Origin of the sequence: Buttiauxella selenatireducens (assembly GCF_031432975.1) — a bacterium.
Taxonomy (GTDB): domain Bacteria; phylum Pseudomonadota; class Gammaproteobacteria; order Enterobacterales; family Enterobacteriaceae; genus Buttiauxella; species Buttiauxella selenatireducens.
The window spans coordinates 1,781,344-1,805,196 of the sequence record NZ_CP133838.1 but is presented as its reverse complement, the minus strand read 5'-3'; the positions used below and the strand labels follow the sequence as shown (position 1 = coordinate 1,805,196).

Annotated in this window: 25 protein-coding genes, 3 pseudogenes and 1 riboswitch; of the genes and pseudogenes, 6 read left to right on the top strand and 22 right to left on the bottom strand. The window is 52.7% G+C overall.

The features are described 5' to 3' along the window. Position 1 precedes the first annotated feature (1 nt). From RHD99_RS08345 to RHD99_RS08335, 3 genes are all read left to right on the top strand, one after another. Positions 2-397, top strand: a complete 396-nt coding sequence (locus RHD99_RS08345) for a DUF4878 domain-containing protein (RefSeq protein WP_309878372.1) — start codon at positions 2-4, stop codon at positions 395-397. After that, positions 342-950, top strand: a complete 609-nt coding sequence (locus tag RHD99_RS08340; RefSeq protein WP_309878371.1) for a YiiX/YebB-like N1pC/P60 family cysteine hydrolase — start codon at positions 342-344, stop codon at positions 948-950. Before RHD99_RS08345 ends, RHD99_RS08340 begins: the two co-directional genes overlap by 56 nt. 566 nt (positions 951-1,516) lie before the next feature. Next, complete coding sequence (locus RHD99_RS08335) at positions 1,517-1,741, top strand: recombinase family protein (RefSeq protein ID WP_309878370.1); 225 nt, start codon at positions 1,517-1,519, stop codon at positions 1,739-1,741. A gap of 55 nt (positions 1,742-1,796) precedes the next feature. Here the strand turns inward: RHD99_RS08335 and RHD99_RS08330 are convergent. Beyond that, positions 1,797-1,955: pseudogene (locus tag RHD99_RS08330) on the bottom strand (IS6 family transposase); the annotation flags it as partial. 253 nt (positions 1,956-2,208) lie between these two features. Next, positions 2,209-2,400: pseudogene (locus tag RHD99_RS24070) on the bottom strand (hypothetical protein); the annotation flags it as partial. A 543-nt stretch (positions 2,401-2,943) separates the two neighbouring features. On the opposite strand from RHD99_RS24070, the gene dgcJ reads away from it, so the two are divergent. The 3 genes from dgcJ to acuI all read left to right on the top strand — a co-directional run bounded on the left by dgcJ (position 2,944) and on the right by acuI (position 6,324). Beyond that, positions 2,944-4,461 (top strand): diguanylate cyclase DgcJ, encoded by a 1,518-nt coding sequence (gene dgcJ, locus RHD99_RS08325; protein ID WP_309878369.1) that lies wholly within the window; start codon positions 2,944-2,946, stop codon positions 4,459-4,461. Positions 4,462-4,572: 111 nt separating this feature from the next. Next, positions 4,573-5,115: a copper-binding periplasmic metallochaperone CueP gene (gene cueP, locus RHD99_RS08320; RefSeq protein WP_309878368.1), complete on the top strand. Its 543-nt coding sequence runs from the start codon at positions 4,573-4,575 to the stop codon at positions 5,113-5,115. Positions 5,116-5,349: 234 nt separating this feature from the next. Continuing rightward, entirely contained in the window at positions 5,350-6,324 is a 975-nt protein-coding gene (acuI, locus tag RHD99_RS08315; RefSeq protein ID WP_309878366.1) for an acrylyl-CoA reductase (NADPH), read from the top strand. A gap of 454 nt (positions 6,325-6,778) precedes the next feature. Here acuI and cobT read toward each other — a convergent pair whose 3' ends face one another. The 20 genes and pseudogenes from cobT to RHD99_RS08215 all read right to left on the bottom strand — a co-directional run bounded on the left by cobT (position 6,779) and on the right by RHD99_RS08215 (position 23,283). After that, positions 6,779-7,831: a nicotinate-nucleotide--dimethylbenzimidazole phosphoribosyltransferase gene (gene cobT, locus RHD99_RS08310; protein ID WP_309878365.1), complete on the bottom strand. Its 1,053-nt coding sequence runs from the start codon at positions 7,829-7,831 to the stop codon at positions 6,779-6,781. 35 nt (positions 7,832-7,866) lie between these two features. Then, positions 7,867-8,610, bottom strand: coding sequence for an adenosylcobinamide-GDP ribazoletransferase (gene cobS / locus RHD99_RS08305; protein WP_309879113.1), 744 nt, complete (start codon positions 8,608-8,610; stop codon positions 7,867-7,869). After that, the gene (gene cobU, locus RHD99_RS08300) at positions 8,610-9,152 is read right to left on the bottom strand and encodes a bifunctional adenosylcobinamide kinase/adenosylcobinamide-phosphate guanylyltransferase (protein WP_309878364.1); all 543 of its coding nucleotides are present in this window, start codon (positions 9,150-9,152) and stop codon (positions 8,610-8,612) included. Before cobU ends, cobS begins: the two co-directional genes overlap by 1 nt. Beyond that, complete coding sequence (locus RHD99_RS08295) at positions 9,149-10,684, bottom strand: cobyric acid synthase (RefSeq protein WP_309878363.1); 1,536 nt, start codon at positions 10,682-10,684, stop codon at positions 9,149-9,151. The genes cobU and RHD99_RS08295 overlap by 4 nt, the downstream gene beginning before the upstream one ends. Continuing rightward, entirely contained in the window at positions 10,681-11,490 is an 810-nt protein-coding gene (locus tag RHD99_RS08290) for an energy-coupling factor ABC transporter ATP-binding protein, CbiO family (protein WP_309879110.1), read from the bottom strand. Before RHD99_RS08290 ends, RHD99_RS08295 begins: the two co-directional genes overlap by 4 nt. 11 nt (positions 11,491-11,501) lie before the next feature. Then, positions 11,502-12,179 (bottom strand): energy-coupling factor ABC transporter transmembrane protein, encoded by a 678-nt coding sequence (locus RHD99_RS08285; RefSeq protein WP_309878362.1) that lies wholly within the window; start codon positions 12,177-12,179, stop codon positions 11,502-11,504. After that, on the bottom strand, positions 12,166-12,447 hold the full coding sequence (locus tag RHD99_RS08280; RefSeq protein ID WP_309878361.1) for an energy-coupling factor ABC transporter substrate-binding protein: 282 nt from the start codon (positions 12,445-12,447) through the stop codon (positions 12,166-12,168). The genes RHD99_RS08285 and RHD99_RS08280 overlap by 14 nt, the downstream gene beginning before the upstream one ends. A 1-nt stretch (position 12,448) precedes the next feature. Then, entirely contained in the window at positions 12,449-13,180 is a 732-nt protein-coding gene (gene cbiM, locus RHD99_RS08275; protein WP_309878359.1) for a cobalt ECF transporter S component CbiM, read from the bottom strand. Between the two features lie 13 nt (positions 13,181-13,193). Beyond that, complete coding sequence (locus RHD99_RS08270) at positions 13,194-13,907, bottom strand: cobalt-factor II C(20)-methyltransferase (protein ID WP_309878357.1); 714 nt, start codon at positions 13,905-13,907, stop codon at positions 13,194-13,196. Beyond that, positions 13,904-14,701: a sirohydrochlorin cobaltochelatase gene (gene cbiK / locus RHD99_RS08265; protein ID WP_309878356.1), complete on the bottom strand. Its 798-nt coding sequence runs from the start codon at positions 14,699-14,701 to the stop codon at positions 13,904-13,906. Before cbiK ends, RHD99_RS08270 begins: the two co-directional genes overlap by 4 nt. After that, positions 14,698-15,471: a cobalt-precorrin-6A reductase gene (locus RHD99_RS08260; protein ID WP_309879107.1), complete on the bottom strand. Its 774-nt coding sequence runs from the start codon at positions 15,469-15,471 to the stop codon at positions 14,698-14,700. Before RHD99_RS08260 ends, cbiK begins: the two co-directional genes overlap by 4 nt. 14 nt (positions 15,472-15,485) lie before the next feature. After that, positions 15,486-16,210, bottom strand: a pseudogene (locus RHD99_RS08255) (precorrin-3B C(17)-methyltransferase). Beyond that, positions 16,204-17,265 carry a cobalt-precorrin 5A hydrolase gene (cbiG, locus tag RHD99_RS08250; RefSeq protein ID WP_309878354.1) on the bottom strand — a complete coding sequence of 354 codons (1,062 nt, stop codon included), beginning with the start codon at positions 17,263-17,265 and terminating at the stop codon, positions 16,204-16,206. The pseudogene RHD99_RS08255 and the gene cbiG overlap by 7 nt, the downstream one beginning before the upstream one ends. Next, positions 17,246-18,019 (bottom strand): cobalt-precorrin-4 methyltransferase, encoded by a 774-nt coding sequence (locus RHD99_RS08245; RefSeq protein WP_309878353.1) that lies wholly within the window; start codon positions 18,017-18,019, stop codon positions 17,246-17,248. The genes cbiG and RHD99_RS08245 overlap by 20 nt, the downstream gene beginning before the upstream one ends. Further along, the gene (locus tag RHD99_RS08240) at positions 18,003-18,581 is read right to left on the bottom strand and encodes a decarboxylating cobalt-precorrin-6B (C(15))-methyltransferase (protein ID WP_309878352.1); all 579 of its coding nucleotides are present in this window, start codon (positions 18,579-18,581) and stop codon (positions 18,003-18,005) included. Before RHD99_RS08240 ends, RHD99_RS08245 begins: the two co-directional genes overlap by 17 nt. Next, complete coding sequence (locus RHD99_RS08235; protein WP_309878351.1) at positions 18,571-19,173, bottom strand: cobalt-precorrin-7 (C(5))-methyltransferase; 603 nt, start codon at positions 19,171-19,173, stop codon at positions 18,571-18,573. The genes RHD99_RS08240 and RHD99_RS08235 overlap by 11 nt, the downstream gene beginning before the upstream one ends. After that, positions 19,167-20,303, bottom strand: a complete 1,137-nt coding sequence (gene cbiD, locus RHD99_RS08230; protein ID WP_309878350.1) for a cobalt-precorrin-5B (C(1))-methyltransferase CbiD — start codon at positions 20,301-20,303, stop codon at positions 19,167-19,169. The genes RHD99_RS08235 and cbiD overlap by 7 nt, the downstream gene beginning before the upstream one ends. After that, positions 20,300-20,932: a cobalt-precorrin-8 methylmutase gene (locus tag RHD99_RS08225; protein WP_309878348.1), complete on the bottom strand. Its 633-nt coding sequence runs from the start codon at positions 20,930-20,932 to the stop codon at positions 20,300-20,302. Before RHD99_RS08225 ends, cbiD begins: the two co-directional genes overlap by 4 nt. Positions 20,933-20,941: 9 nt before the next feature. After that, entirely contained in the window at positions 20,942-21,904 is a 963-nt protein-coding gene (gene cbiB / locus RHD99_RS08220) for an adenosylcobinamide-phosphate synthase CbiB (RefSeq protein ID WP_309878346.1), read from the bottom strand. Next, on the bottom strand, positions 21,901-23,283 hold the full coding sequence (locus RHD99_RS08215; protein WP_309878345.1) for a cobyrinic acid a,c-diamide synthase CobB: 1,383 nt from the start codon (positions 23,281-23,283) through the stop codon (positions 21,901-21,903). Before RHD99_RS08215 ends, cbiB begins: the two co-directional genes overlap by 4 nt. Before the next feature lie 158 nt (positions 23,284-23,441). Beyond that, positions 23,442-23,633: riboswitch (cobalamin riboswitch) on the bottom strand. Positions 23,634-23,853 lie beyond the last annotated feature (220 nt).

The following is a 23,853-nucleotide window of genomic DNA, read 5'->3' as shown; positions in this document are numbered from 1 at the left end:
AATGAAGAATATTATAGGAATAGCATTGTTATTGGTTGCGAGTCTAACCCTCTTTGGTTGTGGTGATAAAAAACCCTCTGATGTAGCCCTGGATTTTTACAGGGCAGTTGAGAAGCAAGATGTTGATAAGGCATATTCAATGTTATATCTCAACGATGATGATGCCAAAAATGAAATGCAGGTTAAAGGCAAACTGCAAATGATCATTGGCGAAACGTCAGGAAAAATGAAGCAGCACGGCGGAACCAAAGATATTGTAGTTAAAAATGAAAAAGCATCTACAGATAACACAATGACACTTGTCACACTGGAGGTTACGTTTAAGGACAAAACAGTTAAAAATGAAACGTTCCGCTTACGCCAGAAAAATAAAGAGTGGAAAGTTGTTCTGGGTTAAAGCTATATCCATTTTCGTAATAGCACTCCCCTTATGTGTATGGGGGAGTGGCTTACCTGCGGGTGTTGTGAGTGGAGACCTGATTTTTCGAACAGGCGATGAAGCCATTAGCTCGATAATAAGAACGATGGACTCCACAGGCTACAGCCATGTTGGAATGGTGTATGCCGTGAATGGACGTGTATTGGTTATTCATTCAACACCAAGCGAACATCCAGGCACACAGGATGGTGTTGTCATCGACTCCCTTGATTTTTTTATTTCAAAAGCCATCAATAGAAAGGTATTCTATTATCAAGTTGAGGCCAGTATTAAGAAGCACGAATTAGCCGTAAAAAAAGCACTTTCTTATACAGGAACCCCTTTTTCGGTGACAACGAAAGAAGGAATATACTGTACAAAACTGGTCACAAAGTCCTGGGAAGCAGCCAGCGTTAACATTTCTACTGGCAGTAAGAAAATAAACATTCCGATGTTCCATTCCTCGGTAATCATGCCTGAAAATATTATTGGCTCCGCTAACGTAAAACCCGTTGTGGCAACAGTTTATTAATCCATTCCACAAAACAAAATAACCATAATGTCCAAGCTAATCCAAGATTAAGCGGGGCAACTGAATCAGCCGGGCTGTGATTGGCACCCCAATTATATATTCCGGTGCTCGGTATGTCCGCTTTACGCCCTGAGACGTTCATGGCCGCCATGGCTGGGGCAGAACAACTGCCAGAATGGACAAAACCGTAATTCTGTCCAGTTATCCCGCACTTATCCCCCGCTTCTGTGGATAATCAACATACAGTATCCCTTCCCGCTTCGTTGCTACCACATGTTGTGCTCTGTTTTCTTCCTCACTGCCCCACCACTTCGTATTCCTTCCTGATCAGAAACTTTTTACCAGGCCATCCGGCACTGACGGAAAAAATGTCCAGTGACGGCTGCGGGCTGAACGGAATTATTTAGCTGCGTTTGGGAAACCGCCTGTCCCCCACTCGTTCACAAAGGTACTCCTTTACGAACACGACTAAAGAAGCTCGTTTGATAGTTCTAAAAGATTTAATTTGTAATTTACGAACGATATGTTATACGAACTAACTTTACGAACATATTAAGGCAAATAGAATGGCCGTCATCACTTACCTGAGAGTTTCAACAAACGACCAGGCCACTGAGAACCAGCGTCGCCAGATTATTGATGCGGGTTACTTGTGTGAAGGGGATTTTGAATTTTGCGATGAAGGTATAAGTGGAGCAGTTCCGGCAAGTAAACGGGCACTGTTGCAAAGTTTCACCGCAGCATATTTCTCTAGCACATTTTGTCAGCCAATCCGAAGGAAGACACTATAAGCTGTGGTTGCAACCCTCCGTTTTTCGGAGAAATCAAACTTTGCAACAGTGCCTAGCGCTGAACCCAGCGGTAAAGCGTGGTGTGGTCGACGCTGACACCACGCTCGGCCAGCATTTCCTGTAGTTCACGATAACTGATCCCGTATTTACAGTACCAGCGTACCGCCCACAGAATAATGTCACGACTGAAATGCCGGCCTTTGAATACGTTCATGATTAGCGTCACCGGTGAAAACGGAAACGAATTTTATCAGCGCTGTGGACTTGCAACAGTGCCGATAAAGTCACTCAGCTTTCCGGGCACGATGCAGAGACAACACACTTGGCTGCTCCTCTGTTTTTACCGGAACAAAACGCATATTCGATCGTGTTTGACACACTCTCATTCTGGCACTCTGATGCCGTTTAATTGGGGACGTCTATTCCATTAGTGCCTGTTTGAGTGCCCTGAAGGCATCCGCATGAGCTTAGTGGTGTAACAGTTCATGCGGTTGCCTCGGGCAAAAACAGCTTATAGGATCGTTCACGACTTGCGGTGAGTTTTCAGCAGAAGACTGGGTGGCGATGTTTACGGGAAGCAGGCCTAATTCATTTGCTCTGCATCCAGCTTTGGCGACATCTTGCGGCCATTCGCGAATTGAGTTCAAGGAAATAGCGTGGTGCTCGCAATATTGCTGTCGGGTAAAGCCACTGGCGCGCCTGTTTTCGACATGTTGTTTTTTCTATTCAATGGACCAGCGTTTTACTGGCAACGATTGTCTCCGGTAAGTACGGTTAAGTGATGCCGATAATGCTAACTGACTGAAAATACCTGTGAAGATGAGTTCACCGAATGCTTACGTTGTTTTTACAACAAAATAAGTTTTTTGTGATTCTGATCAAAAAAACACAGTATTAACATACGGGGGCCTTTATGGTGGCCCTGCCGAGGTAATGGCAAAATTAACAGATTTAAAAACAGTAAGTTAGCTGAACAATCGAGTCCAGTCAGAGGAGCCAAATTCGAGAGCCCGCTTAGGAAACTAAGCGGGCTTTTTTGTTTTTGCTGTTTTTGACGCCCGTCAAAGAGACAAAATCAGACGTTAACCCCTATATTTCAAAGGCTCAGATAATGAGCTCACGCCAATACAGGCCCCCTGGCGAGGTGAACAAGTGCTATACTTGCCGTTATTTCGTGGTGGTCAAACAGGGAGTGAACCATCTTGTCCAGGCAAAAATATATTAGTGCGATTGTATTAATCTTGGCTTGTACCACTTCACTTTTCGCCGCTCTGGTATTCCATGAAGCTCGCAATTTACAGAACTATATGGAATATGTTGCCGAGAATGGCAAATCAGCCCTTTTCCATGAAGAGTCTATCAACCAGAATATCGCCAACCGGCTTTCGCGGGCATTCTTTTCCAGGCAATCCTCAGGTAATCCTGACGAGAATAAACGGCCAGAAGTCTGTCAGCATGTTGAAACCGTAGGGGATATTTCCGGATTTAACCTTGTGGCAAAAACCATGAAAAATCTGGAAGGAACGCTTCAGACACGGAACCCTTCATGTGAGGAATGGGGCAAAGACACGGGTGCTTTATCCATTATTCATCAAGCTGAAAACGGCGCATTACCAAAATACAGTTTTTCAAACTATACGGGTTACGCCTTCAGGAATATCAGATACTACATCGATCTTTCACATAACTATATTTACATCAACCAACTGGTCAATACGCACGACTATACCTTCAGTAACTGGTTAGAGAACAATGGCAGCGGAATCAATATCGTCCGTAGCGGACACACTATCACCATTGATGACAATGCACTGAATGATCTCTTCCAGGGAGCAACCATTGTTTCTCATATTTATCAGGATGGTTACACAAAGAATAATATCATCAGCATGCTTGCTCCGGTATTCCTGAATGATAAAGTGAAAGGCATCCTGATTACTGACGTCAACATTAATGATCTTGCTGTTTCGTTTAAAACGGTAGATCGACCTCTGCTGTGGAAATTTCTTTCTTTATATGTGACTGACAATGCCACCGGGTCAAATATCATTTTCCATGAGCCGATTATTAAATCTTTTGATTTAATTAATTATGAAGGCACCATCACCCAGTATTACACCCTGCATATTAAGCTGGATGCTATTTATGTCATTATTGCTAATCTCTGGCTGGTCTTACTTTACGTTATGACGACCTGGATTTTATGTCGATATGCCCGTAAACAACTCATGAGGCAAGAAGCGCTATCCAGGGATAACATTACGGACGCGATGACCGGGATGTACAACAGAAAAGTCATTACGCCTGAGTTTGAGCAAAAAATTCGGGCTCTTGTTGACAGGAATATTCCCGTTACGGTTATTGCCATTGATAGCGATGGGCTAAAAAAAATAAACGATACCCTCGGCCACCACATGGGTGACAAAGCAATACAATATCTGGGTTTAGCGCTGCGCAATGCTATTCGCAAAAGCGATTACGGCATACGACTTGGGGGGGATGAATTCTGTTTGGTCCTTATTGATTATTCTTTGAAAAAATCCCGTGATGTTATTGCTCGTGTGCAAAAGCATTTACTCGCCATTGATAAAGACAAACTGGTGGCATTTTCCTGGGGTTCGTATCAGCTAAATCAGGACGATACGCTGGAGGCGGCAATGCTGAGAGCAGACAATTTACTCTATCAGCATAAACGCAGCAAATATAATGAACGCCAATAAAGGTTTATTGACGCCCAATCTGTAAAGAATTGCATATCCTTTTGACCCTCCCCTTACGGTAAGGTTTAGAGTCTGCGCAAGCCAACTTTATCTTTCAGAAAGGGATCATTGATGAAACGAAATATGCTTTTCGCTTTGCTGGCACTGGGCATCAGTGGCAGTGCATTCGCGGCGCAGTCGGATACGGATTTTCTCGCAGCACACGGTTTAGCGGGCAAAACCACTGAGCAAATGGTAGAAGCCATCGACGGTTCGCCACAGGCGCGTCCTTTGCCGTATAACGCAGGCATCACCAGCACAGAGCTGAAATTGTCTGACGGTAAGCAGCAGTTTAGCTATCCGTTGGGCGATAAGTTCTATTTGTCGTTCGCCCCTTATCTGACGCAAACCCACCCATGTTTGAATCACAGCCTGTCTGGCTGCCGTGGCGAGTTAGCCAATACGCCTTTTGATGTAAAAATCACCGACAAAAATGGCAAAGTCATCGTGCAGAAAAGCATGACCAGCCACGCGAATGGTTTTGTCGGCGTGTGGTTACCGCGCGATATAGAAGGCAAGATTGAAGTGAGCTATCAGGGCAAAACAGCCAGCGCACCGATTGCGACCTATCAAAGCAGCCAGACCTGTTTGACCACGCTGCCTTTGCAGAGCTAAGAGTTACTTTTAACTACCAGCTCAATGCCGGATGACGCTTACGCTATTCCGGCGGTCCGTTGTGAAACTTTTGTCACACTCCTCAGAATATGAAAATCGTATAACCTGCTAAAAAGCAGGTTATTACGCTGGAATAGCGTTGGTGTTCTTTATTCTCACGAGCTTCGGGTATACCGTGTTGGGCATTAGAAACATCTCAACCGAAACGCTCGGTTCAAAGAATGAGGATTTACTATGAAAGCAGTCGTACTTGAACAAGTTGAAGGCCAGACTCAGGCAGAGATAAAGCAAATCGCTGCGCCGGCCGAAGACCTGGGAAATGTGCTGGTCGATGTTGAGTGGTCAAGCCTGAACTATAAAGACGCGCTGGCGATTACCGGGACTGGGAAAATCATCCGTAATTTCCCGATGGTGCCTGGGATTGATTTCGCTGGTCGTGTAAACACAAGCCACGATGCTGCATTTGTCGCAGGTCAGGAAGTGGTGTTAACCGGTTGGGGCGTGGGTGAAAACCATTGGGGTGGCCTTGCCGAGCAGGCTCGAGTGAAATCCGAATGGCTGGTTCCATTGCCTGCGGGTTTAACGGCACGCAAAGCGATGATCGTCGGCACCGCAGGCTTTACCGCCATGTTATGTGTGATGGCGCTGGAAGAAGCGGGTGTTACGCCTGCCAGTGGTGAAGTGGTGGTGACCGGTGCCAGCGGTGGCGTAGGCAGCACGGCAATCGCCCTGCTCCACGCTCTGGGCTACCAGGTTGTTGCCGTTTCTGGCCGAGAGTCCACTCACGAGTATTTACGCCAGTTAGGTGCCAGCCGTATTTTGCCGCGCAGCGAATTTGCCGAAACACGCCCACTGGAAAAACAGGTTTGGGCCGGTGCGGTGGATACCGTGGGCGGCAATGTGTTAGCCAAACTGCTGGCGCAGATGAATTATTCCGGTTGTGTCGCCGCATGCGGTTTGGCGGGCGGATTCGCTCTGCCAACGACGGTAATGCCATTTATTCTGCGTAACGTGCGTCTGCAAGGTGTGGATTCCGTCAGCGCCCCGCAAGAGCGTCGTATTAGCGCATGGAAACGCCTGGCCGAGTTGCTGCCAGAGAGTTTCTACGAGAGAGCGACAACGGAAATTAGCCTGGAGCAGGCGCCTGCTGTGGCTAAGAGCTTTATGAGTAATGAGATTCAGGGACGTACGCTGGTGAAGGTTCGTTGATCTGATTATGCGGGTTGCAACGGGGGCGTTGTTGGGGAGTTTTGCTAGCTCGGAATGGTTCCGTTTGCTAGTTGGACGTAGTTCCCAACGACGTGACCCGTCCGTTAAAGTAAAAATGAAGGCGATTTATGCCGGACTAAAGGTCAAAAACCAGATCGGTTTTGACTTTGTTCCCGGTATAAATTGCCCCCGCGTTCCCCATAAGTAGGGGTGGCGCCGTCGGGAACGGCGCCAGAGAGCGATCGCCGGGAGCGAATCGCGAACGACCCTGAACGTTGGGGAAAAGCGGGGGTTTACCGCGAAGCGGCAATTTAAAACCGGGCGACGGGGTTGTCAGGGGGATGTCGTAATCCCCCTGACACGTTCACCATTAGCAAGTGTTTAATGAATAGCTGAACGCAAAGGTGAACGGAACAAACTCAAGCCCATAATCCCCAAAAACCTACCTCTGAAATCACCCCGGCAACACAATATTACTCTCCGCCAACGACCCCATTTCATTGTGCATTGCACATGCTGCATCCACCAGGTGCATCGCCAGCGCCGCCCCGCTCCCTTCGCCCAGACGCATACCCATCTGTAAATACGGCTCAAGCCCCAGCTTATTCATCGCAATCACCGCGCCTTTTTCAGCAGACAAATGTGACGGGATTAAATAATCACGTACACCTGGCGCAATCTGGCAGGCCGCGAGTGCCGAGGCGTAAGACAGGAAGCCATCAAGCACCACCGGAAGACCGGCTGCGGCGGCACCCAACATCACGCCGGTCATGCCGACCAGGTCAAAACCACCGACTTTTGCTAAGACATCAATACCGTCTGTGGCATCCGGCTGGTTGGTCGCAATTGCTTTACGCACCACGGCGATTTTGTGGTTCATCTGCTCGGCGGGGAAATTCGCGCCCATCCCGACCACATCATCCGGTGAACTGTCGGTCAACACGCTGACCATCGCCGCCGCAGGCGTTGTATTCGCCATCCCTAATTCGCCAACGCCAAACAGCGTCACGCCTTCAGCCGCTTTTTCCATGGTGAGTTTCATGGTCGCCAGCAGTAAATTTTCTGCCTGCTCACGGCTCATCGCTGGGCCCTGGGCGATGTTGCCACTGCCTCGCGCCACTTTCATATCCAGCACGCCCGGCAATGCGTCGCTATCGATACCGACATCAACCACATGAATATCGGCACCCACCGTCGCACCCAATACGCAGACACCGGTGTTATGACGCGTCATGTTCATCGCCTGAATGGCCGTAACAATTTGCGGGGAAATCGCCACGCCTTCGGCATAAACGCCGTGGTCAGCGCACATTACGAGGATCGCTTTGCGCTGAGTCGTCAGGCCGTTTTTCATCCCCGGCATACCCGCCAATTGCACCGCTAACGACTCCAGGCGCCCAAGGCTGCCGAACGGTTTTAGCAGCCCATCAATATGCTTCTGCGCACGTGCCATTGCTTCGCTATCAAGCGGGGAAATCATTGCCAGTAAAGAATTCAGTGTTTGCATTTTTTTCTCTGATACACAGGTATGAAAATGAGGTGTTATCGCAGTAACGCCAGCAGGAAAACCACTTCGCCCAGTTCGATGGCGGCACCGAGCGTGTCGCCCGTTTGCCCGCCGAGGGTGCGGCGCAACATCCAGCCCAGGCCAAAAACAGCCAGCAGGGTTAACACCAACGCGATAAGGCCAGTGGTTGGCAGCAAAAGAGTACATAACACCGCCCCGCCGAGCAGCGTCAGGAAGGTTTGTGTTCCCGTCACTTTGCCGATAAACAGATTGCCCAGCCCTTTTTCACGGGCGTATTGATGGTGATACATCAGCAGTACACTGGCGGTGCGCCCGGCTACGGATGCCGCGGCTAATACCGCCAGCATGCTACCCCCGCGCAGTGCCAACTCGCTGACCACCAGCACTTTCATCACAATCACAAAGATAAGCGCCAGGCCGCCGTGCGTTCCGAGACGGCTGTCACGCATGATTTCCAGCATCCGGTCGCGAGTGCGAGCCGAGAAAATACCGTCGCAGGTATCCGCCAGACCATCAAGATGGAAACCGCCGGTCAGCAGTGCGAGGGCAAGCACGTAACCGAGTGCTGCCAGGGGTAATCCTGCCCACGGCTGCAACAGCGTAAACACCACGCCCGCTAATGCGCCCAGCACCAGGCCGACAAACGGAAAAGTGACAATACCGCGCACATATTGATGGGTTTCAATCCCTTCGGCCCAACGAACCGGTACCGGAATGCGACTCATAAACTGCAACGTGGCGAAGAACAAACGGAAGATCATTTAATTTTTACTCCTATCCCTGAGACCACCAGCCAGACTTCATCTGCATTTTGCGCCAGACGCTGATTGATACGTCCGGCAATATCGCGGAAATGCCGCGCCAGGCGGTTTTCCGGCACAATGCCCATTCCCACTTCGTTCGTCACTAAAATCACTTCCGCCGGACTTTCCGCACAGGCGTCCAGCAAAATATCGATCTGTTGATTCACCACCTGCTCCATCACGGCAAAATCCCAGTCGTCCTCTGGCTTTTCCCCGGCAGCATCGTACATCACGTTGGTAATCAATGTGGTAATACACTCCAGCAGCACGGCTTCATGCGCTTCGTTATCTGGCGTAATCACGGTATTTAAATCACGATACTGCTCGACGGTACGCCAGTGTGCAGGACGGCTGTCGCGATGATGCTGAATACGCTGCGCCATTTCACTGTCGAAAATTTTCGAGGTGGCGATATACAGTACGCACTCGAAATTTGCCGCCAACTGTTCTGCATGGCGGCTTTTCCCGCTACGGGCGCCGCCCGTGACTAACTTCATACCGATTGCTCCTGATGCTCCCGCATAATCTGGTAAATCTGCGCAATATCGATGTGTTCGCGCATCGCGTCAGCCAGAATATTAAACTGCTGCTCTTTATGTTGTTGATAGTCGAAGCGCTCGCCTTCCCACGGTGTCAGCCCTTTGCGCAGGCGTAAACTGTCCAGCAGGCTGCGGGTAAACTCACCGCTATCAAACACGCCATGAAGATACGTCCCCAGCACGCGCCCATCCTCGCTGACCGCGCCATCAAGATTATGATAAGGCTGAGTATTACACTCAGTAAACGTTGCAAAAGGAGAAGTTTTTGCTCCGCGCTGAGTCTCACCCATATGGATTTCATAACCCGCAAGCGCACGGCCTGCGCTTGCGGCAAACACGCCAGGCAGCGACCTTTGAACGTGTCCGAACACGCGGGTAGTAGTTTTTTCATTGGCAAAACGGGTGATGACATCCAGCAGCCCCATGCCCGGCATTTCGCCAAGCCCCGACTCCACTTCATCGTAAATATGCTGCCCGAGCATCTGATAGCCGCCGCAAATCCCCAGCACTGCACCGCCGCGCCGATGGTGCGCAAGTAACGCCTGCTCAAGACCGTTTTCTCGCACCCAGCGCAAATCGCCGAGCGTATTTTTACTCCCCGGCACAATCACCAGGTCACTGTTTGCCAGCTCATCAGGTTTGACGACATAACGCAGACGCACGTCCGGTTGCGCCGCCAGCGCATTAAAATCGGTGAAGTTCGACATGTACGGCAGTTGCAGCACCGCAATATCCAGATCTTTTGCGCTAACCGAATCATATTTCCCACGATCCAGTACCACGCTGTCTTCATCTTCGAGATCGACATTCAGCCACGGCATTACCCCTAAAACCGGCACACCGGTTAACGCTTCGATTTGCTCGATGCCGGAATAAAGCAGCGCCACATCGCCGCGAAACTTATTGATGATGACCCCTTTTACGCGCCATTTTTCATGCTCAAGCAGCAACGCAATGGTGCCGTAGATCGCGGCGAAAACACCGCCGCGATCGATGTCTGCCACCAGCACCACCGGGCATTCAGCCAGTTCCGCCATGCCCATATTGACGATATCGCGATCGCGCAGATTAATTTCCGCCGGGCTTCCAGCCCCTTCCAGTACCATCACGTCGTGCTCTGACGCAAGGCTTTGGTAAACCTCGCGGATTTGCGTTTTCAACTGCGGTTTGTAATTGTGATAAGTGACCGCATCCATATTTGTCGCGACTTTGCCCATCAGCACCACCTGCGCTTTGCAGTCACTGGTCGGTTTGAGCAACACCGGATTCATGCGCACATCAGGGGCGATACCCGCCGCTTCAGCCTGGAAAATCTGCGCCCTGCCCATCTCTTTGCCATCCGGCGTAATGCCAGAATTAAGCGCCATATTCTGGGATTTAAACGGCGCGGTGCGCTGGCCGTCCTGGACAAAAATTCGACACAATCCGGCCACCAGCATGCTTTTCCCGACATCTGAGGCGGTGCCCTGAATCATTATCGCAAGGCTCATAAAGCTTCCTTTGAAACGCGTAAGGCGTTGAACAATTGAGTTTCGGTTTTACACAGCGGGAACCCGAGCTCACTGTGCAATTTCACTAACCACGGCTGCACCAACCCGGCATCGTGCAGCATGTCGGCCTGGCTGAAAACGTCACCGGGCGCACCCGTGGCCATAATTTTCCCGTCTTTCAGGACGTAGACACCGTCGCAAACTTCGTAAATCAAATCAATATCATGGCTTGAGATAACCACATGCTTACCCTGGGAAGCAATGCGCGCAATGATTTCAATCATTTGCTGCCGACCGGATGGGTCAAGCCCTGCCGTCGGTTCATCCAGCAACAAGTAGTCGGCTTCCATCACCAGCGCACCGGCAATCGCCACGCGCTTCTTTTGCCCGTGGCTTAAATACTGAATCGGCTGATGGCGAAAAGCCTGCGCATCCACCAGTTGAATCGCCTGCTCCACACGGCGGGTAATCTCGGCTTCGTTGACGCCAAGGTTACGCAAGCTAAACGCAATATCGCTATCAATATCGGTGTAAAAGATTTGCTGCTCGGGGTCCTGGAATACGGTCGTGACGCGCTGGCGGTGCTCAATCAACCCACTTTTGCTGGTATTTATGGGTTTGCCCTGCCATAACACCGCGCCTTTTTGCGGGCGTAAAACGCCGTTGAGATTCATGAACAGCGTGGATTTTCCGCAGCCATTTTTGCCGACGATGCCCGTCACCGGATATGCGCCAAAATCGAAGGTTAAGTCATGCAGAACAACATCGTCCTGGTAGCAAAAAGAGACATTCTGGGTTGTCAGCATCGGTGCGGTTCTCACAGGTGGAAATCCCCCTGGTAAAGTTTGATATCCAGCGTGGTGACCATTTGTTGGTAACGCAGCAGCACGCGGGAAAACAGCATGCTCACCAACATAGCAAACGAGCGGTAGCCACCGGGCAAGGTACGATAACCGAAACGTAATGTCTGAGCACGGTGAATGGCCTGCGCCTCGTCCAACAGGATAAAAATAAAACGCCAGGTGAGCAGGATTTGCTCGATTAATAATCGTGGCACTCTTAAGCGCTGTAAGAGGATGATTAATTGCCCAAACGGCAGGTTCAGTACCAGCCAGTAAGTTGCGGCCAGTGCGGCAAGGCTGCGCCAGAAAGTCTGATTCGCCATCGCCAGCCCTTGCGCATCAATGCCGAGATAAAATGAGCCGATCGGTACGCTCAACAACAAAGATTGCGGGTGATGCGCAACACTCAGGATAATCGTCCCCACGCCCATCACTAAAAAACCCAGCGGCACCGCCAGCCAGCGTAAATATCGCCGTGGGCCGACGCGCAGCAGCCAGCAGGTAAAAACCGCAATCACCAGCAATAAAGCGGCCTGCCCGACGGGCGGCAGCGCAAACGCCAGCACCAACATCACCAGATACAGTGCGAATTTGCGCAGCGGGGAGACCCGGCACCAGCGACTCTGGTAGCTGAGTTTATCAATCCCCAGCATGGTCTTCGCGTCTGCCCCGATAGAAGCCCAAAATGTAGAAAATCACCGCCGTACCGATTGAACCTTGCAAGGTGAACAACAGACTTTCAATTTCGCTGCTGGCCGGCTCATAAAGCGGCTGGAACCACGGTTTGTAGTGTGGGGCGACGACCAAAATCTGGCTTTCCGCCTGGTCATCTGAGCCACCGTATTCACCGCCGTGAGGAACAAAAAACGGCACAATCATTAATCCCACCACCAGGGCGAGCAAAATCAGCGTTTTCTTCATGTTATTGACTCCGGGCGGGTAGCAGTTGTCGCTTCGTGAGCTGGTCGTAAATCATGACCGTCAGCAAGCCTTCAGCAATCGCAATCGGGATTTGCGTCAGGCAGAAGATGCTCATGAATTTCAACGACGAACCGGTGATGCCAAAGTGCGGGTCGGGGAACGCGACGCCGAGCTGAATTGAAGTGACGAAATAGGTCATCAGGTCAGCGACCATGGCGCACAGGAAGACGCTGACGTCCCGGCGAAAGCCCGCTTTACAGGCCAGCTTCCAGACCAGATACCCCACCACCGGCCCAATCACCGCCATCGACATCCCATTGGCACCCAGCGTTGTCAGGCCGCCGTGTGCCAGTAACAATGCCTGGAACAGCAGCACGATGGCGCCCAGCACTGCCACGACACCTGGGCCGAACAAAATAACCGCCAGACCCACGCCAGTTGGGTGCGAACAGCTTCCAGTGACCGAGGGGATTTTTAGCGCCGAGAGCACAAAAATAAAGGCACCGCATAACGCCAGCAGCACTTTCTGGTTGCTGTCGTGCGCAACGATTTGGCGCAAACGAACCAGCCCGACATACAGGCATGGCAGGAACAAAATCCACCACGCCAGCGCCCACACTGGCGGTAAGAATCCTTCCATGATATGCATGGCGAACGCTTCTTGCGGCACGATGAGCAGCAACATCCCCATGCCAAGACCGCTTAGCGAGAGTTTTTTAAGTAATTTTTCCATGGTTTTCCCTTGCTTAACGGCGAGGACTCCACTGTTTATTCACCAGAATGGTCGAGAAATACGGCAGCGTCTGGTCGTCCGGCACCTCTTCCAGATTTCGGAAACATTGCTCACCCGGTAATGTTGCTTCTGCCATTAACAGCGCATGGTCGATAAGCCCGAGGTGTTGCAGCAACGCTTTGATTTGCGCGAACCGCCCGTAGACTTTCATCAGCACCACGCAGTCATGCGAGCGCAACGCCTCCGTCAACGCCTGATGCGAAGCAGTGCAAGACATCACCGCCAGCGATTGTTGTTCCATCGCCAGCGGCAATTGCGCACGTGAGGCAATGGCGGCAAAAGAGGTGACGCCAGGGACAATTTCCAGCCATTCCGGGTTGCCCATTCGCGCCAGCAAAAACACCCAGGTGCTGAATAACATCGAGTCCCCGAGCGTGATAAACCCGACCTGTTTTCCTTGTTCAACTTCATGCTGTAAGGCGGCTGCGGTTTCATCCCACACCCGCGCTTTTTCGTCGTTATCGGCGCTCATCGGGAAGTGGCAGGTGCGCACTTCGGTGGTGTCGCTGAGGTATTCGCGCACAATCGAAAGTGCCAGGCTGTCACCGCCTTTGCGGCCAGCCGGGGCGTACAAAACATCCAGTTTGCCGATGATGCGCGCTGCGCGTACGGTGATCAGGTCGCTGGCACCCGGGCCGGTGCCGAGGGCATATAAACGGCCGCTCATGCTGCCACCTCGTTTGCTGATTTCTCCAGCGCACGCTGCAAATGATTAACGAACATCGCGCGAATTTGCGGGTTTTCTCCCAGTCCTTGTAACCAGGGCTGGGCTTCTATTCCTGCTTCCTGCAACTGTGTTTTCCAGGAGTCCTCTTCGTCAGACGCCATGTCATTAATCGCATGATCACCAGCCACCAGCATTAATGGCATCAGGTGGACTTTACGGACATTGTCTTGCTGCAAACCGCGCACGATAAGGTCGATTTCTGGATAGCTTTCTACTGCGCCAACCCGAGCAGGAATACGGCGTGCCACCATTAGATGATCGAGACAGGCATAGGCTGAAAACGCGTGATGGCTGGCACCGTGGCCCATAAACACCACGCGTTCGTCGGCTTCAAGCGGTGGCATCTGGCTTTGCAAGGCGCTAAGTAACCATTCGTAGTCGTTGAAATCACTCAATAATGCGTTACCTAATGCCAGGCGCTGGAACAGGTGACGATGGGCTTGCACCTCACGGGCAATTTTTTCGTACTCGTCGCCATTAATGACGTGCAGCGACTGAACGGCAACGTCCTGATATCCCAACTCGGCCAGGCGGCGTAACGCCTGCGCAGGTGAATCGATATCCAGATTATCGCGGCTTTTTAATTTGCGAATAATCATGCCGGAGGTGAACGCGCGGAACAGGTCGCGGTCAGCAAAAGTGCTGGCGAGTTGTTCTTCACATGCAACAATATTTTTGCCACAGGTGTCGTGGTAGCTGGTGCCAAAACTGATAACCAATAGAGCTTTCTTCATTCTTTCCTCTCTTGCAGCCAGCGTGTGACACGGCGGCACACATCATCACGGCTTGCTAATAATTCAGCGCCACTGACCCGAGGCTGCGGGCGCGTCACAACGATACAGGGGATGCCCCGCGCCAACGCCGGAGTGACTTTGTCGAGATACCCCCCTTCTGCGCCGGACTCTTTAGTGATCACCACATCCGGCGAGCAAAAGGCATAGATAGCGTCGTTAAACTCGGCGCTAAACGGGCCGCGCAGCGCAATGATGTTATCCACGCCGAGGCCCAGCGCTTCGCATTCGGCCATCACTTCGCTGGTGGGCAAAACCCGCGCCAGCAGCGTTTTTCCAGGTAAACCTTGCTGATACGCCGCAAGCTCTTTGCTGCCGGTGGTCAGCAGTACGCGCGGGCCATATTGCAAAGCCACGGAACACGCAGCTTGCAGGTTCGCCACTTTGTGCAACTGCGGGTGTTCCAGGTCGTTGAGTTCGCTGCGGCGTTGATAACGGCTTAGGGGCACACCCACGGTTTCGCAGGCCTGATGAATATTGCGCCCCAGCAACTCTGCATACGGATGCGAGGCATCAATCACCCAGCGCACGGCGCTGCTCATCAACAAGTCGGCAATTTCGTCGGCGTCGATACGCCCGACGCGGATCTTGCCGCTGATATTACCCGCCAGCTCTTTGCCGACCGCCGTCGCTACCGAATGCGTGTAGGTAATGCGATGTTCATCGAGGATCTGGCAAATAAACCGGGCATCACTGGTTCCACCAAACACCATCACCTGCGGCTCACTCACAGTTCATAACCTCGCGGAGTGATCATCAGGCCTTCACGGACATAGCTCGTTTTGTTGCCAACAATGACCAGGCTGGTCATATCAACAGGTTCGAAGTCCATCTCGCCAAATGTCGTTAGCCATTTTTGCTCTTTTTTGCGCCCGGCGGCTTTCACCACGCCAACGGGCGTTTGCGGTTGGGTAAATTCGCGCATTAATTCAAATGCACGCGCCAGATGCCCTTCGCGGCCACGGCTGCGCGGGTTGTAGAAACAGATAACAAAGTCGGCAGAAGCGGCGGCGATAATGCGTTTTTCGATTACCGGCCACGGTGTCAGTAAGTCGCTGAGGCTGATATGGCAAAAATCGTGCATCAGCGGCGCACCGAGCAATGACGCGGCGGCAATGCTGGCGGTTATCCCGGCAACCAGGCGCACTTCGATATCCAGTTGCTGCGATGTCACCAGCTCCAGCACCAGGCCCGCCATGCCGTAGATTCCGGCATCGCCGCTGCTGATTAACGCCACGTTGTGCCCGGCCTGCGCCAGTTCGATGGCGGTCTGGCAGCGTTCAATCTCTTTGCACATGCCCGTTTTGATAACCTGCTTGTCCCCCGTCAGGGGCTTCACCAGGTGGGTGTAGGTTTTATAACCCACCACAATTTCAGCTTCCTGCAATGCCGCTATCGCTTCCTGAGTCATCATGGCTTCACTGCCGGGCCAATCCCGATTACCGTTAACATCTGTCTGAAACTCCTAAAGTGATAGTGACGCCCTGTTCGCGCAGGGTGTTGCCAACCAGATTTCCGTTACTCATCAGCCACGCAGCCGGTTGTGACACGCTGCCCACGCCCACGGTATGACGCACAAATTCGGATGCCGGAAAGCGCTTTTCATGTTCCGCAAGTTGGTCAACGCTAAAAATGTTGAATGGGATTTGGCAACGTTGTGCCAATTCAAGTAACGCCGGTTCGTCCTGTTTGAGAGACACACTGCCAATGGCGCGCAAAGCCAGCGGGTCAAAGTGGTTCTCAGCCAGTTGCTGATTTAATAGCTTCGCCACGGTTTGCGGCGGTGTGTCACGGCGGCAGCCTATTCCCGCCACGACGCGTTTTGGCACCAGCTTATAAAGCGGAATAGCTTGTGTCGGCAGGTCATCACGCAGCGTGACGCACACCAGGGCATCAAGCGCTGGCAGCACGTCGAGATTGTCGACGGGGATAAAACCTCGGGTGTCGTAACTTTCGGCGTTCTGGGTAAAATCCCTGTCCCACCACAGCCCTACGCGCTTCTGACTCACCAGCATCTGATTAATGGTTTTCACCGTCTGGCGAAAATCCAACAGGGTGGCGTCAAGTTTCGCCGCCAACGTATCCAGCGCCGCCAGTTGGTTAACGTCGGTTGCGGTGGTGATCACCGGATCGGCGTTTAACAGTTGGGCAATTTGACGGGTTAATTCGTTGGCACCGCCCAGATGCCCGGAAAGCAGGCTGATAACGTGTTCCGCGCGTTCATCCATTACAACAACCGCAGGATCGTGCAGCTTGTCGTTCAACAATGGAGCAATTACGCGCACCACAATGCCCGTGGCGGCGATAAACACCAGCGCAGAATATTCGCTAAATGCCTGTTCTACGGTCCGTGCAAAACTGCCACCGAACGGAATAAAGCCCGGTTGCAGCAGCTTTTCACTGGTAAAACAGGTGAGCGGTACCAGGTCGCGCAGACGTTGCGCTAATGCCACGCCTCCGGGCGTCAGGCAAAACAGTGCTATCGAATCAGGCCTTGCGGTATTCATGACTGAATCCTGCATCGTAGAGTTTGGAATAGTGATATTCCTCGCCAAGAAATGCGCCCACCATGATGAGCGCCGTTTTGCGAATGCCCGCTTCCCGCACCTGTTCTGCGATGTCTGCAAGCGTGCCGCGCACAGTCTGGCAATCCGGCCAGGTGGCTTTGTAAACCACGGCGACTGGCGTATCCGCGGGATAACCGCCTTCAATCAGGCGTTCAGCCACGCGGTGAATACGCTGCACCGAGAGGAAAATCGCCATTGAGGTCTGATGCCGGGCAAAAGATTCAAGCTGTTCAAGCGGTGGCATCGGCGTGCGGCCTTCGATACGCGTGATGATCAGGCTTTGTGAGACTTCCGGTACGGTGTATTCCACGCCAAGCTGCGCGGCGGCACCCAAAAATGCGCTGATGCCCGGCACCGATTCATAGCCAATACCGCGCTCGGTGAGCACTTCACCCTGCTCGCGAATCGAGCCGTACAGTGAAAGGTCGCCGGTTTGTAAGCGCACCACCAGCTTGCCTGCCCTCACGCCGTTTTCCATCAGCTCGATAATTTGCTCAAGGTTTAACGCAGCGCTGTCGTGGCACTCCGCCCCTTCCGGGCAGTAATCCAGCAGTTCAGGGTTGATGAGCGAACCGGCATAAATCACCACTTCCGCCTGCTGCAAGATGCGATAGCCTTTGAGGGTGATCAGTTCTTTGTCGCCAGGGCCGGCACCGACGAACCAGACCTTACGGGTATCATAAATTTGAGTCATGGCTTCCCTCCTTGAGGCAAGAAATCAAAAAAGTGGGGTTGTTCGGTTTGAAGTAGTGGCCGCTGCCAAGCGTAGCGAGGCTTGCAACCTGAAGTTGCAGGCAATCAAAATCGTGAATGGCGCACTGCTCGAGGTGGGTTAACGCGCAGGTTAAATTTTCCAGCAGGATAAAGGTCATCACCAGACGCCCGCCGGGGTGCAAATGTGCCAGCGACCAGTCGATAAGCTCGGTTAACTGCCCACCGCTGCCACCGATAAAGACCGCATCGGCTATCGCATCGAGCTCAATGGGCGCATAGCCGTTGATAATCTCAATATTTGGACAAGCAAAACGCTCGCGGTTTTCTGCCATTAACGCCAGCGCGTCGGGATTGCGTTCAATCGCCGTGACGCGTAATTGCGGGTAACGCATGGCCGCTTCAAGCGACACGCTGCCAGTGCCCGCACCGATGTCGATAAACCGTTGTGCATTCTGCAATTGCAAGCGCTCCAGCGCCTGAGTTCGCACCACCTCTTTGGTCATCGGGACGCGCGCACCCCGTAAGAAAAGCTCATCTTTCATTCAGGATAACCACCACATTCATCGCGTAGCGTTGCGCGACATCGCAGGCCGCCAGGCGATGGATTCGTTCATCTGCCGACGTGAGATTTTCGCCAATAATTAGCGTGGGATTCAGGCCGCGTGCCAGCAAAGCCTGAGCGATGGCATAAGGCCCGATGATGTTGTCAGTCACCATTGCCACCTTTTGGTGCGCGGCAATCGCCTGAAAATCTGGCTCGCGGCCATGGCTACTGGTTATCCAGATGTCGTTCATATCGACCGCCGCTTTGGCGCACAGATATTGAATCGAGCTGATACCCGGAATAATGCGCAGATGTTCCGGGGGGACGTTCGCCGCCAGGCGCTTGCCGATGCCATAAATCAGCGGATCGCCCGAAGCCAGCACAACGATTTGCTGGTTGAGGCGTTCCCGAATCCAGGCCATAAGCTCATCGAGATCGCCCGTCAGCAAACGCGTTTCACCACGAAAATCATTAAACAGCGCAAGTTGTCTGGCCCCTCCAACCAGGATCTCCGCGTCATCAATCTCAGCCCGCGCCTGGACGGTCAGGAGTTCAGTAGCGCCTGGGCCGATGCCCACCACGGTTAGCATCGCAACGCCTGCGCAATATCAGCCACGGGGCGGCTGCTACCTAAAACCTGGTTATCAAAGGAAAATAAAATGGCATCGCATTTTGGTGGCGATTGAGTAAAGCGCAGCATCTCTTCAACGCGTTCACAGATGCGTGATGCCAGGCGTTCAAACACCCCTTGCCAGCCCTGTTCTGTGATGATTTCGAGTGCCGCTTCAGTGGTGTCGCAAAGGCTGACGGCTTCGAGCAGTGCAAACGGCGCGCCCATTAAGGCCAGATGGGCGACCAGCGTTTCCATGCGTCCGTCGGCAATGTGGCTGTGGGTGTGGAATATTCCGGCGGCCACTTTCACCAGCTTTCCAGGGTGGCCAATCAGAACAATGTGGCGATACTCCAGGCGGACGGCCTCCTGAATCATGTAGCCAACGAAATTGCTCATCGTCACCACACATTCACTGTCCAACTGCAGTTGTTCGCGCACAAAGCGCTCGCCGTGATTGCCAGGCACCAGAACCACTTTATCGAGACCTGCGGCGCGTTTCATTTCAAGTTCCAGCGCCAGCGAGCGCTTCCAGCTCTCTTCTGACATCGGCATCACAATGCCTGTGGTGCCAATAATGGAAATTCCACCCAGAATGCCGAGACGGTGGTTATAGGTTTTTTTAGCCCGCTCGATACCTTCCGGGGCGAAAATTTCTATCTCTGCACCGCGCTCCGCGCCGATGACTTCACGCACCCCGGCAACAATGGTCTGACGCGGCGTGCGGTTAATGGCAGACTCACCAATCGGCAAACCAATTCCTTTGCGCGTGACCACGCCAATCCCCGTGCCGCCGCGCAATGTGATAATCCCGCTGTCGTTGAGCTGCACGCGGGCGAAAATCAGCATGCCGTGGGTAGCGTCAACGTCGTCGCCGCCGTCTTTGCGGATGGCCGCCGTCGCTTGCTGGCCTTCAATCATCGGCATTTCGACATTGAGATGCAGCGTGACGCCAGATGGCGTGACAATAGAAACCTGGTCGATGACGTGCTGGCGCAACACCATCAGCGCCGCGACGCGAGCCGCCGCGGTGGCGCAGGATCCGGTGGTGTATCCTTTGCGGTAAGCTTTGCCTTTATGCCAGATGCAGTCGGCTTGCTGTTCGCTCACTGAGCCTCCCGTAAGCGATAAAGCAGCGCGTTGACAATGGCCGCCGCGACGTTGCTGCCGCCTTTGCGCCCACGAGCGGCAATTGCCGGTAAACCGCTTTCTATCAGCGCTTCTTTAGACTCTTCGGCACCGACAAAACCGACCGGTACACCGATAACAGCAGACGGTTTCGCGTCTTTTTCCAGCAGCCGGAACAGGGCTGTCGGCGCGTTACCAAAGACGAAGATCTTCTCGCCTTCTTCCTGCAATGCGAGATCTACCGCTGCCATCGAACGGGTAATGCTCTGCTCTTTGGCATGCGCCACCACGCGCGGGTCGCTGATAAAGCAACGGCAACTGCATCCGAATTGCGCCAGCAAGGTTTTGTTAATTCCCGATAACGCCATGGTGGTGTCGGTGTACAAGGTGCAGCCACGCTGCAAACTGTGACTAAGTTGTTCGATGACATCCGGCGAGAACCATAAAATATCCAGCCACTCAAAATCGGCAGTGGTATGGATAACGCGCTTGATCATCGCTTCCTGAATCGCATCGTGAAAACGGTATTCGGGATACTGTTGTGCGATGATTTCGCTGATGATTTCAAAACTATGTTGTTCAATAAGCTGGGGTTGTTGCAGGTAATTCATCGGGAGTCCTTAAGAGCCTATGCCAAGCGTCAGCCAGCGCATTGCGGCAAACAGCAGCAAGGCCAACAGGGACGCCAACATCATGAGTTGAATGGCGCGGGTTATGTCGTCAAGGGCAACGCCACGCTGCTCATCCCCCATCCACGGTTTTTCTACCCGTTCGCCAAAATAGGTGTTCGGCCCGCCGAGTCGGATCCCAAGTGCACCTGCGACCGTCGCTTCAGGCCAGGCGCAGTTTGGGCTGCTGTGTTGGTAGCGATCACGCCAGCCAATGCGTAAGGCCTGACGCGGGTTGGAGCGTAAGCAAAAAGCGGCGAAGCTCAGCAGCAGCCAACTCAGGCGAGCAGGAAGATAGTTGGCGAGATCATCAAGACGGGCGCTGACATAACCTATCGCGCGGTACTTTTCGGTTTTGTACCCCACCATCGAGTCCAGCGTATTGACCGCTTTATAGGCCATCGCCAGCGGTGCGCCGCCAAGCATCAGGAAAAACAGCGGTGCAATCACGCCATCGACACTGTTTTCCGCCACGGTTTCCACAACCGCACGGGTAATTTGCGGGCGTTCCAGTTGCGATGTATCGCGCCCCACTATCCACGACAGTTTTTCCCGGCTTTCGGCAAGCGTTCCCTCTTTCAAGGCGCGATACACTTCGAGTGCGGCATCGCTCAGACAACGGGCGGCAAGCACGGTGTAAATCATCCACACTTCCACCAACCAGCCAAGCCACGGATGCACCAGATTGGCGAGGTGTAATACGCCCCAACTCACGCCCCATGTCATGCCCACGACGACCAGCCAAAGCACGCCACCACCGATTTTCAGCGCACGGTCGCTTTTACAAAACTGTCGTATCTTGCGCTGCATGAAATTAATCAAGTTGCCAATCCAGCGAACCGGATGCGGCCAGTGCGGTGGATCGCCGAGCCAGAAATCCAATAACCAGGCCGCACCCCAGGCAAGCAATGTCATAGAGAGTTCCTCGCAAAAGATAACCACTGGTTGAGCAAACCAGGACGTTGGGCAAAATGCACATGCAGATAACTGGCAAATGTTGCCTGATGCTGGACGCCCCCCTGCCAGCGGGAAACGGCGACGCCGTCACGCCATTTGCAGCAATCGAATGCGGCGGGTAATGGGCCGTTGAAATCGGAGTAATGAAACTCGTGGCCGCGCAAGGTTTCACCTTTTTTGGCCAGTAACGTGTTTTGAATCGCGGTGGATTCGCAGTAGCCAAAACGGGCCAGGCGTTTGCCCATTTGGCTGTGGCCTGGTAGCACTCCGCACATAGCGTGAACTTCCCCTTCGCCATCGGTAAGAGATTCCCCGAGATACATTAAGCCGCCGCATTCGGCGTAAAGCGGGATACGACGTTGATGGGCGTCTTGCAGGGATTCACGCATGCGGATATTCGCGGCGAGTTTTGTGGCATGGACTTCGGGATAACCGCCACCGAGCCAAATCATCTGGCAGTCAGGCACTTTTGTGTCATGCAACGGGCTGAAGCGCTGGATTTTCACTCCGGCTTGCTCAAGCATTTCAAGGTTATCGGGATAGTAAAAGTTGAAGGCTTCGTCTTCGGCAAGCGCGAGTGTAAGACCTTCAGCCAGCGCGGGATCAGGGATCGCGGGCGCTTCACCCTGTGGCAGAGAATTCAGATGAGATAGCGCGAGTAAGCGGTCAATATCCACGGTTTGTTCGAGCTGTTGTGCCAGATTCTGCCAGCGTTCATCATGCTGGGCATTTTCTTGCGCAGGAACTAACCCGAGATGGCGTGACGGCAAAGCCACGTCCGCCATTGTTGGCACACGCCCTAAGACGGGCAGCCCGCAATAACGCGTGATGGCTTCGGCAAGCAGTTGATAATGGCTGTCGCTGTTGACGCGATTGAGGATCACGCCCGCGATGTTAAGCCGCGGGTCAAAGCGCTGGAACCCCATGACCGTCGCGGCAATAGAAGTAGAGACCGCTTTACCGTCCACCAGCAAAATCACCGGACAACCCAGTTGTTTTGCCATTGCCGCGCTGCTGCAATAGTTCGGATCGGTTCCGTAGCCGTCGTACAAACCCATCACACCTTCGATGACGGCAACATCCGCCTGTTGCATCTGTTTTGAAAACAGGCCATTTAGCGTGGTCGTCGGCAGCATGAAAGCATCGAGATTACGCGAGGCAATGCCGGTCACGGCGCTGTGCCAACCGCTGTCGAGATAATCGGGGCCAATTTTGAAAGGTTGAACGCGAAGGCTGCGTTGCATGAGGGCGCGGAGCAATCCGAGCGTAACGGTGGTTTTGCCACAGCCGCTGCTGGTGCCTGCAATGACGAATGCGTGTTTCGCTACCGCTGCCATATTTGCCTTATTACATTTCGGCAAAGCGCGGATGTCAGCTCGTACGCGCAGCCTGAGGCTGCACGTATCTGATGACAACTGACTTCCCACCGAAGGAGTTGTTTAGTGTCATACCCAAAAATTCGAGGTGCGGTTAACACACCTGCAAATTGAAGGATGACGGGTAAATCTGACTAGTCGGTCTTCTGGCTAAGCGTCATTCTCACCCGCCCTTCCCAATCAACAGATCAGTGGTTACGCGGGTTCGTCGGCATTACAGCAGCGGGGGCTGCGGGGGATTTTCACCCCCTTCCCAGCCACGGATTATTTGGGTAAATCGCGTGGCATAAACGAGTCAGTTGTCGATACAATTTTGTGCCGGATATATTTACCGGCCTGGCACATGATGACTAAAAAATCATGTGCATGAATACATAAACGCGGACACAGTGTAAAAGCTATAAGAAATCCTATGTTGCGCTATAACAATTTTTACTGATTTTTTAACCCTGTCTGAAGAAGATAAAAGGAATTTCACGATGAAAGTCAGTGACCAACATGATAGCTGTAGCATGCAGCCAAGCATCTTGT

What these genes read in the sequence shown, in the direction of transcription:
- RHD99_RS08345 (WP_309878372.1), top strand. Translation starts at nt 2, where the DNA reads ATGAAGAATATTATAGGAATAGCATTGTTATTGGTTGCGAGTCTAACC.
- RHD99_RS08340 (WP_309878371.1), top strand. Translation starts at nt 342, where the DNA reads ATGAAACGTTCCGCTTACGCCAGAAAAATAAAGAGTGGAAAGTTGTTC.
- RHD99_RS08335 (WP_309878370.1), top strand. Translation starts at nt 1,517, where the DNA reads ATGGCCGTCATCACTTACCTGAGAGTTTCAACAAACGACCAGGCCACT.
- cueP (WP_309878368.1), top strand. Translation starts at nt 4,573, where the DNA reads ATGAAACGAAATATGCTTTTCGCTTTGCTGGCACTGGGCATCAGTGGC.
- acuI (WP_309878366.1), top strand. Translation starts at nt 5,350, where the DNA reads ATGAAAGCAGTCGTACTTGAACAAGTTGAAGGCCAGACTCAGGCAGAG.
- cobT (WP_309878365.1), bottom strand. Translation starts at nt 7,831, where the DNA reads ATGCAAACACTGAATTCTTTACTGGCAATGATTTCCCCGCTTGATAGC.
- cobU (WP_309878364.1), bottom strand. Translation starts at nt 9,152, where the DNA reads ATGAAGTTAGTCACGGGCGGCGCCCGTAGCGGGAAAAGCCGCCATGCA.
- RHD99_RS08295 (WP_309878363.1), bottom strand. Translation starts at nt 10,684, where the DNA reads ATGAGCCTTGCGATAATGATTCAGGGCACCGCCTCAGATGTCGGGAAA.
- RHD99_RS08290 (WP_309879110.1), bottom strand. Translation starts at nt 11,490, where the DNA reads ATGCTGACAACCCAGAATGTCTCTTTTTGCTACCAGGACGATGTTGTT.
- RHD99_RS08285 (WP_309878362.1), bottom strand. Translation starts at nt 12,179, where the DNA reads ATGCTGGGGATTGATAAACTCAGCTACCAGAGTCGCTGGTGCCGGGTC.
- RHD99_RS08280 (WP_309878361.1), bottom strand. Translation starts at nt 12,447, where the DNA reads ATGAAGAAAACGCTGATTTTGCTCGCCCTGGTGGTGGGATTAATGATT.
- cbiM (WP_309878359.1), bottom strand. Translation starts at nt 13,180, where the DNA reads ATGGAAAAATTACTTAAAAAACTCTCGCTAAGCGGTCTTGGCATGGGG.
- RHD99_RS08270 (WP_309878357.1), bottom strand. Translation starts at nt 13,907, where the DNA reads ATGAGCGGCCGTTTATATGCCCTCGGCACCGGCCCGGGTGCCAGCGAC.
- cbiK (WP_309878356.1), bottom strand. Translation starts at nt 14,701, where the DNA reads ATGAAGAAAGCTCTATTGGTTATCAGTTTTGGCACCAGCTACCACGAC.
- RHD99_RS08260 (WP_309879107.1), bottom strand. Translation starts at nt 15,471, where the DNA reads ATGGTGTTTGGTGGAACCAGTGATGCCCGGTTTATTTGCCAGATCCTC.
- cbiG (WP_309878354.1), bottom strand. Translation starts at nt 17,265, where the DNA reads ATGAATACCGCAAGGCCTGATTCGATAGCACTGTTTTGCCTGACGCCC.
- RHD99_RS08245 (WP_309878353.1), bottom strand. Translation starts at nt 18,019, where the DNA reads ATGACTCAAATTTATGATACCCGTAAGGTCTGGTTCGTCGGTGCCGGC.
- RHD99_RS08240 (WP_309878352.1), bottom strand. Translation starts at nt 18,581, where the DNA reads ATGAAAGATGAGCTTTTCTTACGGGGTGCGCGCGTCCCGATGACCAAA.
- RHD99_RS08235 (WP_309878351.1), bottom strand. Translation starts at nt 19,173, where the DNA reads ATGCTAACCGTGGTGGGCATCGGCCCAGGCGCTACTGAACTCCTGACC.
- RHD99_RS08225 (WP_309878348.1), bottom strand. Translation starts at nt 20,932, where the DNA reads ATGAATTACCTGCAACAACCCCAGCTTATTGAACAACATAGTTTTGAA.
- cbiB (WP_309878346.1), bottom strand. Translation starts at nt 21,904, where the DNA reads ATGACATTGCTTGCCTGGGGTGCGGCCTGGTTATTGGATTTCTGGCTC.
- RHD99_RS08215 (WP_309878345.1), bottom strand. Translation starts at nt 23,283, where the DNA reads ATGGCAGCGGTAGCGAAACACGCATTCGTCATTGCAGGCACCAGCAGC.